Annotated in this window: 10 protein-coding genes; 3 read left to right on the top strand and 7 right to left on the bottom strand. The window is 72.2% G+C overall.

Annotated elements, in window-relative coordinates:
• Nucleotides 1–453: 453 nt before the first annotated feature.
• Nucleotides 454–1,803, top strand: coding sequence for a glycoside hydrolase family 30 protein (locus FLX07_RS12385; RefSeq protein ID WP_142570818.1), 1,350 nt, complete (start codon nt 454–456; stop codon nt 1,801–1,803).
• 88 nt (nt 1,804–1,891) lie between these two features.
• On the opposite strand, the gene FLX07_RS12380 is transcribed toward FLX07_RS12385, so the two are convergent.
• Together FLX07_RS12380 and arfA are read right to left on the bottom strand one after the other, a co-directional pair.
• The gene (locus tag FLX07_RS12380) at nt 1,892–2,761 is read right to left on the bottom strand and encodes a universal stress protein (RefSeq protein WP_142570816.1); all 870 of its coding nucleotides are present in this window, start codon (nt 2,759–2,761) and stop codon (nt 1,892–1,894) included.
• Nucleotides 2,762–2,911: 150 nt separating this feature from the next.
• Entirely contained in the window at nt 2,912–4,420 is a 1,509-nt protein-coding gene (arfA, locus tag FLX07_RS12375) for an arabinosylfuranosidase ArfA (RefSeq protein ID WP_142570814.1), read from the bottom strand.
• Between the two features lie 231 nt (nt 4,421–4,651).
• Between arfA and FLX07_RS12370 the strand changes: the two genes are divergently transcribed.
• Nucleotides 4,652–5,473: a hypothetical protein gene (locus FLX07_RS12370; protein ID WP_208762182.1), complete on the top strand. Its 822-nt coding sequence runs from the start codon at nt 4,652–4,654 to the stop codon at nt 5,471–5,473.
• A gap of 23 nt (nt 5,474–5,496) precedes the next feature.
• Here the strand turns inward: FLX07_RS12370 and FLX07_RS12365 are convergent, their stop codons facing one another.
• From FLX07_RS12365 to FLX07_RS12355, 3 genes are all read right to left on the bottom strand, one after another.
• On the bottom strand, nt 5,497–8,400 hold the full coding sequence (locus FLX07_RS12365) for a family 43 glycosylhydrolase (protein WP_142570812.1): 2,904 nt from the start codon (nt 8,398–8,400) through the stop codon (nt 5,497–5,499).
• 155 nt (nt 8,401–8,555) lie between these two features.
• The gene (locus tag FLX07_RS12360) at nt 8,556–9,185 is read right to left on the bottom strand and encodes an MBL fold metallo-hydrolase (protein WP_142570810.1); all 630 of its coding nucleotides are present in this window, start codon (nt 9,183–9,185) and stop codon (nt 8,556–8,558) included.
• A 69-nt stretch (nt 9,186–9,254) separates the two neighbouring features.
• Nucleotides 9,255–9,761: a CBS domain-containing protein gene (locus FLX07_RS12355; RefSeq protein WP_142570808.1), complete on the bottom strand. Its 507-nt coding sequence runs from the start codon at nt 9,759–9,761 to the stop codon at nt 9,255–9,257.
• Nucleotides 9,762–9,937: 176 nt separating this feature from the next.
• Here FLX07_RS12355 and FLX07_RS12350 point away from each other — a divergent pair, with 176 nt between their 5' ends.
• Nucleotides 9,938–10,543 carry a CBS domain-containing protein gene (locus FLX07_RS12350; RefSeq protein ID WP_142570806.1) on the top strand — a complete coding sequence of 202 codons (606 nt, stop codon included), beginning with the start codon at nt 9,938–9,940 and terminating at the stop codon, nt 10,541–10,543.
• Nucleotide 10,544: 1 nt separating this feature from the next.
• Here the strand turns inward: FLX07_RS12350 and FLX07_RS12345 are convergent, their stop codons facing one another.
• Both FLX07_RS12345 and FLX07_RS12340 read right to left on the bottom strand, forming a co-directional pair.
• Nucleotides 10,545–11,462: a universal stress protein gene (locus FLX07_RS12345; RefSeq protein ID WP_142570804.1), complete on the bottom strand. Its 918-nt coding sequence runs from the start codon at nt 11,460–11,462 to the stop codon at nt 10,545–10,547.
• A 40-nt stretch (nt 11,463–11,502) separates the two neighbouring features.
• A complete protein-coding gene (locus tag FLX07_RS12340) occupies nt 11,503–13,182 on the bottom strand; it encodes a sensor histidine kinase (RefSeq protein ID WP_142570803.1) in 1,680 nt (559 codons plus the stop codon).
• Nucleotides 13,183–13,222: the final 40 nt, after the last annotated feature.

Genomic DNA, 13,222 nt, shown 5'->3' with positions numbered 1-13,222 from the left:
CGCCCCGCGGGGGGTCTCCCTGACGACAGGGCGTTTACGCAGGCAGAGCCACCTCTACTCGGGCTCCCACCGGGCCTGGGCCGGCCGATTCGAGGGGCGCCCCCGTGAACGCGTCCGTCGCCGGGCCGCCGCGGCGCGGCACGCGGCCCTGCGGCCGGCGGGCGGGTTCCACCCCTCGGACCGGAGGAGCGGCCTGAAATTTTCGCCAATCCGGCCCGACGTATTGAGCCGGACTACCCGGCGTGCTATCACTATGGGTGTTCACCTCAAGTGCGATTCACGCAATTCCTCCCCCAATCATCAGTCGCAATTGTTAACGCTATCAATGATTGGCCGCACCGAGAGAGACTCGCACGCGAAGCCCTGTCGCGAGCCGCCGGCCCTGCCGCAAGGTCCCGAGATGCCGGTTCGGGCACCGAAAGCTCCCCCTGACAACCGAACCCCGGAGTAGCCATGCGTAGACATCTGATCGTGGCCTCACTACTCGTCGTTCCGCTGATCTGGCAGGCGCAGCCGGCGGCCGCGTCGGCGGTCGCCATCGACATCGACAACAGCGCCAAGTACCAGAAGATCGACGGGTTCGGCGTCTCCACTGCGTTCCGCCGCAATGAGCTGATCAAGGCTCTGCCGGAGGACAAGCAGCGGGAGATCCTCGACCTGTGGTTCAGCCGCGAGAAGGGTGCCGGGTTCAGCCTCCTGCGGCTCGGCATCGGATCGAGGCCGGCCGGCGTCCCGTACGACCAGATGGTCTCGATCCAGCCCGAAGACCCGGGCGGCCCGGCCGCGCCGCCCAAGTACGTCTGGGACGGCGACGACAACAGCCAGGTCTGGATGGCGAAGGCGGCCCGGAGATACGGGGTCGAGCGCTTCTTCGCCGACGCCTGGAGCGCCCCCGGCTACATGAAGGACAACGGCGACGCGAGGAACGGCGGCACGCTGCTGCCCGAGTGGCAGCAGGCCTACGCGAACTACCTCGTGCAGTACGCGAAGTTCTACGCGCAGGAAGGGATCAAGATCACCGACTTGGGCTTCACGAACGAGCCCGACTGGACGGCCCCCTACGAGTCCATGCGCTTCACTCCTGAGCAGGCCGCCCAGTTCGTCAAGGTGCTCGGCCCGGTGGCCTCGGCCGCGCACGTGAACCTGGTGTGCTGCGACTCGTTCGGCTGGGACCAGGCCAAGGCGTACACGGAGGCGATCGAGGCCGACCCCGAGGCCAGGCGGTGGGTGAAGGTCCACAGCGGGCACTCCTACGCCAGCCCTCCGACCTCCCCGCTGCCGACGGACCGGAACACCTGGATGTCGGAGTGGGGCCCCGGCGGCAGCACCTGGGACGAGAACTGGGACGACGGCAGCGGCCAGGACGGCATGACGGTCGCGCAGGCCGTCAACGACGCGCTCACGCTCGGCAACGCCTCCGCCTACATCTACTGGCTGGCGGTCTCAAGCGGCGCCACCAGGGCGTTCATCAGCGTCGACACCACGAACAAGACCTACCGGGTGTCCAAGCGGCTGTGGGCGATGGCCGCCTACAGCCGGTTCATCAGGCCTGGCGCGGTACGGCTCGGGGCGACGGCCTCGGACCCCGCGCTGAAGGTCTCCGCGTTCCGCAACGCCGACGGCTCCCGCGTGATCGAGATCCTCAACACGGGCACGAGCCCCGTCACCTGGGACAAGATCAAGGGGCACGGCCGGGCGAGGGCGTACGTGACCGACGAGAACAACGCGGTGGCCCCCATCGCCCTGCACGGCAAGAGCGTGACGGTCGCGCCGCGCGCCCTGACCACCGTCGTCCTGGGCTGACTCGTTCCGCACCGCTGAACGAGGGCCGCCGAACGAGGGCCGCGCCCGCGCTCCGGCGCCGGTGCGGCCCTCGGACGGTCCGGCGCCTTCAGTGCTCGCCGTCGCGGGGCCGTACGACCGCGACGGGGCAGTGCGCGCGGTGCAGCACGGCGTGACCGACCGAGCCGATCAGCGCGCCGCGCACGCCGCCCAGCCCCCGCGACCCGACGACCACGAGGTCGGCGACGAGCGAGGCGTCGGCCAGCGCCGGGACCGGGTGGCCGCAGACCGCCGACTCGACGAGCGGGACGTCCGGGTGCTTGTCGCGCCACGGCGCGAGCCGCAGCCGCGCCGCCCGGCGCTCGTTGTCGAACACCTCCTGGAGTGCCGTCCCGTAGCCGACCGCGAAGGGCGAGAACGTCGGCATCTCCCAGGCGTAGACCGCGTGCACCCGCCCGTGCCGCGTCCGGGCCTCCTCGAAGGCGAACTGCAGAGCCGCCTCCGAATGAGGTGATCCGTCGAAGCCGACCACGACCTCGTGGTAGTCGTCCCGGTGCGGTTTGCGCACTACCACGACAGGGACCTGCGCGTGACCGGCCAGGCCGAGGCCGACGGAGCCCAGGAGCAGGCCGGAGAAGCCGCCCATTCCCCGGCTGCCGACCACGAGGGCGTCGGCATCGGCCGACCGGGCGCGCAGGGTCTCGACGACCGTCCCCTCGACGAGCTCCGTGGTCGTCTCCAGGCCGGGGGCGATCTCGCGGGCGCGGGCGGCCGCCGCCGCGAGCACGCCCTCGCAGAACTCGCTGTAGGACTGGGCGAAGCCTTCGACGGCATGGAACGGGTATTCGTGCGCCCACGCCTCTCGCACGTGGACGATCCTCAGGGCGGCCCCCCGGCGCCGCGCGTCGTCCGCCGCCCACTCCAGCGCCGCCGTCGCCGGCTTCGATCCGTCGACGGCGGCCACGATCTGTCCGGCCATGTAATTCTCCTCCTGTGCTCGGCGGGCACGGGAACGCGCGGGGGTCGGCGCTCCCGGCCACCATCGCACCGTGTCCGCCGCCCACGCCGCAGCAGACGAAAGTCCTCAAGCACAGGGACTTCCGCCCGCCCCGGCGTGCTCTGACCCCGCTCAGGCCCTCGACAGCCTGATCACGTTCCAGGAGACCGGCGGCAGCACGATCCGGAGCGGATCGCTCCGGTGGCTCGTGTTGGGCCGGGGCGCCACCCGGTCGGGGTCGTCGGCGGAGTTACGGGCGTACACGTCCTCATGGGTGAGCGTCGTCGCCTCGACGATCCGCACGGCGCCTCCACCCGCGCCCAGCGGCCCCGCGTCGAGCTCCAGCTCCAGCGGCTCGGCCGTCGACCTGTTCACCACGAACAGCGTGGTGTCCGCCCCGTCCTGGGTGGCGACCGCGTGGAGCACGGGCACCTCGCCGAACTCGGCCGTCTCGTACGTCGGGCAGACGGGCTCGACCCGTACGACGTCGCCCCTGGCGTGCTGTGTCGCCTGCGCGAACGGGTGGAAGGTCGTCTGCCGCCAGGCCCGGCCGCCCGGCTCGGTCATGATGGGCGCGATCACGTTCACGAGCTGGGCCATGCAGGCCGCCGCGACCCGGTCGCTGTGCCGCAGCAGCGTGATGAGCAGGCTGCCGAAGGCCACGGCGTCGGCGAGGTGGTAGTGGTCCTCCAGGAGCGGCGGCGCGACCGGCCAGTCCTGCCGGGGCGCCGCCGCCTGGACGCGGCTCAGGTACCAGACGTTCCACTCGTCGAAGGACAGGGAGATCTTCTTCCGGGAGCCGAGCCTGGCCCCCACCTGGTCGGCCGTGGAGACGACCGTCGAGATGAAGTGCTCCATGTCGGTGGCGCAGGCCAGGAAACCGCCGAGGTCGCCGTCCTTCTCCTCGTAGTAGGCGTGGCAGGAGATGTGGTCGACCAGGTCGTAGGTCTCCTCCAGGACGGTCGCCTCCCAGGTGCCGAAGGTCGGCATGGAGGAGCCGGAGCTGCCGCAGGCCACCAGCTCGAGACCGGGGTCGACCATGCGCATGGCCCGGGCGGTCTCGGCGGCGAGCCTGCCGTACTCGTGGGCGGTCTTGTGCCCGATCTGCCAGGGGCCGTCCATCTCGTTGCCCAGGCACCACATGCGGATGTCGTGCGGCTCCTTGGCGCCGTTGGCGATCCGCAGGTCCGACAGCGCGGTGCCGGACGGGATGTTGCAGTATTCGAGCAGGTCCACGGCCTCCTGCACCCCGCGCGTGCCGAGGTTGACCGCCATCATCGGCTCAAGTCCGGCTATCCGGGTCCACCGGACGAACTCGTCGATCCCGATCTCGTTGGTCTCGGTGGTGTGCCAGGCGAGGTCGAGCCGCCGGGGGCGCCGATCACGCGGGCCGACGCCGTCCTCCCAGCGGTAGCCGGAGACGAAGTTGCCGCCGGGGTAGCGCACGGTGGTCACGCCGAGCTCGCGGGTGAGCGCGAGCACGTCGCCCCGGAACCCCTCCTCGTCCGCCGTGGGGTGGCCCGGCTCGTAGATGCCGGTGTAGACGCAGCGGCCGAGGTGCTCGACGAACGTGCCGAACGTGCGGCGCCGTACGGGGGCCACCCGGTGGGCGGGATCGATGGTCAGCTGTGCCTGGAGCACGAAGATCTCCTTCAACGGGCAGGGGTCTCGCGTGCCGATTGTTAGCGTTCGCATTGTCTCTGGTCAAGGTTTCGTTCTGGAAGACTCGACCGCTGACCCACCTCACTGTTATCGCTAACAGACCGCACATCCGCATCGCAGGCAGTGCGCCGGCGAATGCCCGGCATCCCTCCGGGCATGCTCTCAGTCAAGGAAACTCTCGGGGCGGGAGCGTGCATCGTGAACGGCGGCGTGACAGACGGCCGGGCGGGCCGTGCCAGGTGGGCGTCCGCCGTGCTGGCCGCGCTCAGCCTGCTGGCGGGCGCGTGCGGAGCCAGCCAGGGAGTCAGCCAGGGCACCGGCCGGCAGAGCGGCGCGGCGACCGTCCAGCGGAGCAGCCCGGTGGCCACCGCCCCCACTCCCTCCACCTCCACCCCCTCCTCCACCGGGGGTTCCCTTGTGGCGGGCCGCTACCAGCCGCTGTGGCCGTTCGCCGACGAGAAACAGGCGCGGGACTGGCAGGAGAGCTACCGCTCGGGCGGCCATCAGCCCTGGCATCTGGACGCGGAACGGACCGCGCTGTCCTTCACCCAGGGATTTCTGGGCTTCACCGGCGTCGACCAGGTGGTCAAGCGCACGGTGACCGGCGGGGACGCCCGCGTCTCCGTCGGCATCCGCGGCGAGGGCGGCGGACGGCCCGGCATCGCCGCCGTCATCCACCTGGTCAGGTTCGGCGCCGGGCCGGACGCGCCGTGGGAGGTGGTGGGCACCGACGACACCACCTTCTCCCTCACCACTCCCGGCTACGGCGCCGTCGTGTCCTCACCCGTCAGGGTGGGCGGCAGGATCACCGGAGTGGACGAGAGCATCCGGGTGGACGTGCGCGCGACCGGGAGCGCCCGCCCCCTCGGCGAACGCTGCTGCGTCGCGGCCGGAGGAGACGGCGTCCCCTGGTCCGCCACCGTGACCTTCCGCGCGGCCCCGGGCCGGACGCTCACCCTCGTCGCCAGCACCGGCGGCCACGTGGCGAAGGTCGAGCGCTTCGCCGTCACCGGCGTCCGGGTGGCCCGATAAGTCGCTCACTTCGCGTGAACGCCCTACTTCGCGTGGACGACGACGCTGCCGCGGGCCGCGTCACCGGCTCCGTTCTGGTAGACCACGTCGCCGGTCCTCTCGTCCCAGATCCGGACGGCGAAGCGGTCCACACCGTCCCCGTCGCGGGTGTCGCCGTCGCGGGCGACGACTTCGAAGCCGTACCGCCCGGCGCCGCCGATCGTCCCGATGCCGCGGTAGCGGACCTCCCCGCCCGAGACCACGAGCCAGTCGTACGCCGTGGACGTGAATTCCATGGGCCCGGACTGGAACGAGAAGGTGGTGCTCCCTGTCGGAGTGGCGTGGTCCTTCCCCGCCGCGTTCTTCGCGTACCTGGCCGTGAACTCGAAGGTGGCCATGCCGGTCAGCGCCGGATTGGCGCGGTAGGCGCGGGGAGGCGAGTCGATCCAGCCGCCGCCGGTGACGAAGCCGGCGTCCCGGTCGTACACGACCACCGGACGGCCGGTCGCCGAGGCGGTCGCGCCGTCGTCGTCGGCGAGGGCGACCGCGGGCTCGTGGACGCCCGGTTTCGCATAGGTGTGCCGGGCCGTGCACGTCCCGCCGGCGACCGCGCCGGGCCGGGTGGTCCCGTCCTTCCAGTCCACCGTGCAGGTGAGCTCGTCGTTCGCGCCCCGGTCGGCGACCGGGACCGAAAGGGTCACCCGCGTGCCCGCCTCGACCGGACCGGCGGGGGTGACGACGTCCCCGGCCTCGGGAACGGCGTTGGCGATGGTCACCCTGGCGCTGTCGCGGCTGCGGCCGGAGGTCAGCGTGACGGTGTAGGCCCCGTCGTCGCTGCAGGTGAAGGCGGTCTCGGCGGCGCCGGGATCCGCGAAGGAGCAGGTGGCGCCGGAGTCGACACCCTCGCCGGGCTCGTAGCTCCACTTGGCCGCGCCACTCGCCGACCCGGCCAGCCGGATCGGGGTCCCCTCGCTGCCCTTGACGTCCGGTCCGGCGTTCGCGACCGACACCGGGGCGACGCTCTCCAGCGTCGGCACGACCTTCTTGATCAGGCCGTTCTCGTCGAACTCCATCCGGTCGACGGTGGTCTCCCGGTGGGTGCCGTCGCCGCCGGGGATGGCGAAGCGGTGATAGGCGATGTACCAGTCGTCGGTCCCGGGCACCCGTACGACCGAGTTGTGACCCGTGCCCTTGATCCCGAGGGACGGGTCCTTCTGCAGGATCACGCCCCGCTTGGTCCACGGGCCGAGCGGCGAGGCGCCGGTGGCGTACGCGACCTGGTAGTTCTCGTCGCGCGTGTCGTTCTCCGACCACATGAAGTAGTAGATCCCGCCACGCTTGAAGACGAACGAGCCCTCGTTGTAGCCGCTCGGCTTGTACGTCTTCACCTTGGCGGGGTCGAACGACACCATGTCGTCGTTCAGCGGCACCTGGTAGGAGCCGCCGTTGCCCCAGTAGAGGTACGCCTGGCCGTCGTCGTCGACGAACACATCCGAGTCGATCATCTGGCCGCCGTAGGTCCCGGCCGCCACCAGCGGCTTGCCCAGGGCGTCCCGGAACGGCCCGGCCGGCGAGTCGGACACGGCGACGCCGAGGTGCTTGCCGGTGTTGCCGGTGGCCATGCCGCCGCTGAAGTAGAAGTAGTACGTGCCGTTCCGCTCGGCGATCGTCGGCGCCCAGGCGCTGTTGTCGGCCCAGGTCACGTCGGGCCCGAGGTCGAGGACGACGCCGTGGTCGGTCCAGTGGACCAGGTCCTTGGACGAGAACGCGTGGAACTGCGTGCCGCTCCAGCCGGCGAAGCCGTCGGTGGTCGGATACATGTAGAACGTGTCGCCGAACACGGCGATGTTCGGGTCGGCGTACAGGCCGGGGATCACCGGACTCTTCATCACCCTCGCCTCGGCCGTCCACGTCCGCCGCGCGCCGTCGGAGCCGGTGACGGTGTAGGTGACCGGCTCTGACAGGTCGCGCACCGTGCCCGACGCCGGGCTGATGCCCGCCCCCGGGACCAGGGTGAACGCGGGCGCGAGCCGGGTGAGGTCGGTGCCCTCCTTCACCGGCAGCACGATCCTGCCGTTCGCGCCGTCCACGATCGCCGGGACCTTGAGCTCGGGCAGCGTGGCGCCGGCGACGTCCGCCGTGTTACCGGAGACCTGGAGCACCTCGGTCGCCGACAGCGCGTGGTCGTAGATCCGGAAGTCGTCCACCTCACCGGCGAAGTAAGGGTCGGCCGAGTAGAGCGACTTCCCGATGTAGCCGGTGTAGTCCTTGCTCGCGTCGTACAGGTCGGAGGGCTCGACCGGCACGTCGGTCGAGCGCGCCACCTCGATGCCGTCGAGGTACATGACGGCGGTCCCGCTGCCGCCGTCGACGGTCACCGCGACGTGCTTCCAGGCGCCGCCCGGCAGGGCCGGCCCCCCGGACAGTTTCGACTCGGCCTGCCAGCCGCCCGTCGTGATCGCCGAGTAGAGGATCTTGCCGCCGTTGTACGGCGAGGCGAACAGGTATCTGGTGCTGTCCGGGCCGAGGCCGTACAGCCACTGGTTCACCGTCGTGGAGGCGTTCCACTTCACGTACGTGGCGACGGTGACACCGCTGCGGCCCTTCAGCACGCCGTTCGGGATCTTCACGTACGGCGCGGTGGTGGACGAGGACGGCCCTCCGGCCATGGCGAACGAGCCGCCCTCGACGCCCTGGCCGAAGGCGGGCGTCCGCTCGTAGCTGCCGTCGTTGCCGTGGCCCGAGGCGTCGTGGACGACGGTGCCGCCCGTCTCGTCGAACGTGTACCGCAGCAGCAGGCCGGACGGATCCGCCGCTTCGGCCGCGTGCGCCGGGGGCGTGAGCCCGCCCGCCGCCAGGAACAGCGCGGCGACCGCCGCGAGGGCTCTGCGGGCGAGGCGAGGGAGACGGCCTGGGGGGCGGCATGGGGGGCTGGTGCGGCTGTGCATCGTCTCTCCCGGCCGGCGGCGCGGGACCACCGGTCTTGTTAGCGTTAACACCAGGAAACCTGGGCCACCCCCGGCGGGCCGGGGGCGGGTTGAGTCGGTTTCGTGAGTGTCAACCGCGGGACGTCTGATCGTCAAGACCCCGCGCGGGCCGGGTGTCAGTGGCCCCGGCGGATCCACTCGTCGAGGTGCGGCAGCTCCGCGCCGATCGTCGTGCTGTCGCCGTGGCCGGTGTGGACGACGGTCTCGGGCGGCAGGACCAGCAGGCGGTCGCGGATCGAGTCGACGATCAGGCCGAAGTCGGAGAACGAGCGCCCGGTCGCACCGGGACCGCCCTGGAACAGGGTGTCGCCGGTGAAGACGACGCCCAGATCCGGCGCGTGGAAGCAGCAGGCGCCGGGGGCGTGCCCGGGAGTGTGGAGCACTTCCAGGCGGGTTCCGCCGACCTCGATGACCTGGCCGTCCGAAAGCGTGCCGCCGGGCTCGCGATCGGGGTGGGTGAGCCGCCAGACCGGCAAATCGGCCGGGTGCAGCAGAACGGGCGCCCCGGTCGCCTCCGACAGCTCCGGCGCGACCCGCACATGGTCGTCGTGGGCGTGGGTGGCGAGGATGGCGAGGACGCGCCGGCCCGCGATCACGTCCGTGATCGCCTTGACGTCGTGGGGCGCGTCGAACACCACGCATTCGGCGTCGTCGCCGAGCACCCAGACGTTGTTGTCGACGTCGAAGGTCTGGCCGTCCAGGCTGAAGGTGCCCGACGTGACGGCATGGTCGATACGGGCACTCACTTGAAGATCACCACCGTGCGGAACATGACCTTATTCTGCACGTGGTCCGCGGGAAATCGCGACCGGGGGTCACGGCCCCTGCCGCTGGTCCTCGGCGGTCCGGGAGGGCTTGGGCGGCAGCACCGGCTCAAGGCGGAACATCCCGGCCGGCACCTCCTCGTGCGCAGACGCGGCCCCCCGCCTGCCCGCGACCGCCACGAGCACGTCGGTCACGGTGACGAGACCCTGCAGGGTGCCGGAGGCCCCGATGACCGGGACGACGTCCACCCCCGACTCCAGCATGACGGCCGCGACGGCGGGGAGCGACGCGTCGGGCGGCACATGCGGGCATCTGCGCCCGGTCAGCAACTGGCGCACCTGGCTGCTGGACTGCTCCGCCGGCCCGCCCGACCAGTGGGCCGCGATGTCCTCGCGCGTGAGCACGCCGATGATGCGGGAACCGGAATCCACCACGGGCAGGTGATGCATCGATCCGCGGCGCATGAGTTCCCACGCCATGAGCGGCGACTCGTCCGGCTTCACCGTCACGAGCACTCTGCTCATCACGTCGGCGGCGGTCATGGCTTCTACGGTCATCGTTCCTCCCCGCGGGCGCACGCCGACGCACACGGGCGGTGCGCCCTGGGCCGAGCACGTGCACCCACCTCCATCCGACCACCCGGGCGCGGGCGCCGCACGGGCCCAAAGACCCCACCGCCGGGGACCTCCGGCACCTGCCCGTCCGGCCCGGGCGGCGGTGGAATAACGGTGGAATGAGCCTGCGAGACCACGAGGGCGACAGACGGGGAAGGTGGACCATGCTGGCCGGTGAGGTCATGCGCAGCCCGGCGATCACCCTGCGCCGCGACGACTCCGTGCGGCGGGCGATCCGGGTGCTGTACGACCACGACATCACGGCCGCCCCCGTGCTCGGGGAGCACGGCGAACTGGTCGGGATGGTCAGCGAGATCGACCTGCTGTGCGGCGCGTTCACGCCGGGCGTCTCGGCGCCCCGCGCCGTGGGAGACGTCATGTCGCGCCAGGTGAGCTCCGTCGAGGACACCACCGACGCGCGGGTGCTGACCGACCTCATGATCACGAAGAGGGTCAAGAGCGTGCCGGTGCTGCGCGACGAGCGGGTCGTCGGGATGGTCAGCCGCCGCGACCTCATGGCGCTGCTGGCCAGGTCGGACGACGAGCTGCGCGAGGCCGTCCTGGCCGCCCTGCGCGAGCGCTACCCCTCCGATGCGTCCTGGGAGGTCCTCGTGCGCGACGGCGAGATCGACCTGCGGGGTCCCGAGGGTCAGGGCCCCGGGCACGTGGCCGACCTGCTGGAGCGGACGGTCCCGGGAGTGCGGCCGGCCCGCCTCCTCGGGTGACTCACCGCCCCCTGCCGCCTCCCCTCACGACCGCACCCCCCCTCACCACGGCCACCGGGCAGTGCGCGTGGGCGAGCACGGCGCGGCTCACCGAGCCGAGCACGGCCGCGGTGAAGGCGTTGCGCCCGTGGGAGCCGACGACGAGCATGACGGCCCGGGACGAGGCCTCGATGAGCGCGGCGACCGGATGGCCGCGGACCATGTCCAGCTCGGTCTTGACCTCGGTGTTCCCGCCCTGCCACGGCTGCAGCTCGGTGCGCGCGTAGTCCTCCGCGGCCCGCTGCATGTCGTCCGGGTCCCCGGCGATCACGGGTGCGTACGGCACCGGCGGCTCCCAGGCGCAGACGATCCGCACCCGGTGGCCGCGCAGCCGCGCCTCCTCGAACGCGTACGCCAGGGCGGGCCCGGACGCCTCCGAGCAGTCGAACCCCACCGCGATCTCGGCCACCGCCTCCGGGGGCGCCGGCCGGACGACGACGACCGGCACGGCCACGTGCCCGGCGACGTGGTTGCCCACCGATCCGAGCAGCATGCCGGGGAAGCCGCCCGCACCGTGGCTGCCGAGCACCACCTCGGCGGCGCGGGCGGCCTGGTCGCGCAGGACCCGGCCGGGACGCCCCTCGGCCGGCTCCGTCGTCACGTCGAGGCCGGGCCGCCGGTCCCGGGCGACCCGCTCGGCATGATCGAGGATCTGCCGGCCCGAGGGCGCCAGCCTGTCGTAGCTGTCGGGGATGGGATAGCACGGGACGTCGTAGGGCAGGCGCTCGACGGCGTGGACCACCCGCAGGGGCAGGCCCCGCAGGCCGGCGTGGTCGGCCGCCCACTCCACCGCCCGGGTCGCTCCCGTAGACCCGTCGGTGCCGACGACGACCGGATCGGCGCCCGGATCGGCGACCGGGGCACTGAACGGCTCGGTCATGGCGCGATGCCTCCTCCCGACGTCTTCTCACAGGGTCTGCTCACAGCGTCTCCTCATGGCGCTGCGGCAGCGGGACGCTCCAGCACAGGCGCGTTCCTCCGCAGGCGAGGGCCTCGGCGGCGCACGACCCGCCCAGGCCCTCGGCGCGGTCGCTCAGGTTGCGCAGGCCGCTGCGCCGTCCCCCCACCGGGATGCCGACCCCGTCGTCCTCCACGAGCAGCGTCAGCCGGTCCTCCTCCAGGCGCACGGTGACGCCGGCGCGGGTGGCGTGCGCGTGCCGCACCACGTTGGAGATCGCCTCCCGCGCCACGGCCAGCAGGTGCTCCCCGACCGGGGCGGGCACACGGGTGTCGAGCTGCCCGTCCATGCACAGGGCCGGCATGAAACCGAGGGGCCGCCGCGCGCCCTCGACCAGCTCGACGAGCCGGGCGCGCAGCCCGGGGGCGCCGGCCGGGGTCCGCAGTGCGAAGATCGTGGAGCGGATCTGCCGGATCGTGCCGTCGAGTTCGTCGATCGCGGTCCGCAGCCGCGCGGCCGCCTCCGGATGCTCCACGAGCCGCGCGGCGCCCGTCAGCGTCATCGCGACGGCGAACAGCCGCTGGATGACCACGTCGTGCAGGTCCTTGGCGATGCGGTCGCGGTCCTCCAGCAGGCCGAGCCGCTCGGCGTCCCTGCGCGCCTCGTCCAGTTCGAGCGCGACGGCCGCGTGCCCGGCGAAGGAGTGGACCATGCACACCTCCGCGCGGCTGAACGGGACGCGGCCGGGCCGCCTGCCCAGCGACAACACCCCGCGCACCGCTCCCGGGCCCCCCAGCGGCACGGCGCACACCGCTCCCGTCTCCCCGGCCGCCGTACGCAGGTCGGTGTCGCCCACGTCGGTGACCACGCGGGGCTTCGCGCAGGCGAACGCCTCCCCGGCCAGCGAGTCCTCGACGGGCAGCCGGCGCCCTCGGGCAGGGCCGGGCATGCCGTCCGCGATCGCGATCCGCAGCGTCCGGCCGCCGTCCTCCGGCAGCAGGATCGCCACCGTGTCCGCGCCGGCCATCCGCCGGGCACGGCGGGCGATCAGCGTCAGCACCCGCGGCGTCTCGGCGCCGGACAGCAGGCTCCTGGTGATCTCCGCCGACGCCTGCAGCCAGGTCTCCCTGCGGCGGGTGTCCTCGTACAGGCGGGCGTTCTCGATGGCCACCCCGGCGGCGCTGGCGAGGGCCACGACGATCGCCTCGTCGTCCTCGTCGAACTCCCCTCCCCCGCGCTTTTCCGTCAGGTAGAGGTTGCCGAACACCTGACCCCGGACCCGTACGGGCACGCCGAGCAGGGCCGCCATCGGGGGGTGGCCGGACGGGAAGCCGTACGACTCGGGGTGGTCGCAGATGCGGGGCAGCCGCAGGGGCCGGGGTTCCTTGATCAGCAGCCCGAGCAGGCCCAGGCCGTGCGGCCAGTGCTCGATCCCGGCGATCTCCTCCTCGCTCATCCCCACCGGGACGAAGCGGGCGAGGGTGTTGTCCTCCCCGATCACGCCGAGCGCGCCGTATCTGGCGTCGACCAGCTTGGCGGCGGTCTCGACGATCCGGCGCAGCACGGTCTCCAGATCGAGGTCGCCGCCCACCGAGACAACCGCCTCCAGCAACGCGTGGACCCGGTCACGCGTCGACAGGACCGCCTGCAGCCTCGTGTGCAGTTCGGCCAGCAGCCCGTCCAGGTGCGTCTGCGGGATCATGGTCCGCTCCCCCGTCGGCGCCACGCACGCCCCCACAGTT

The sequence above is a fragment of the Microbispora bryophytorum genome, assembly GCF_006874465.1.
GTDB classification, from domain to species: domain Bacteria; phylum Actinomycetota; class Actinomycetes; order Streptosporangiales; family Streptosporangiaceae; genus Microbispora; species Microbispora bryophytorum.
Note: the sequence above shows the minus strand (reverse complement) of the source record. Positions and strands in the feature narration are given on the sequence as shown.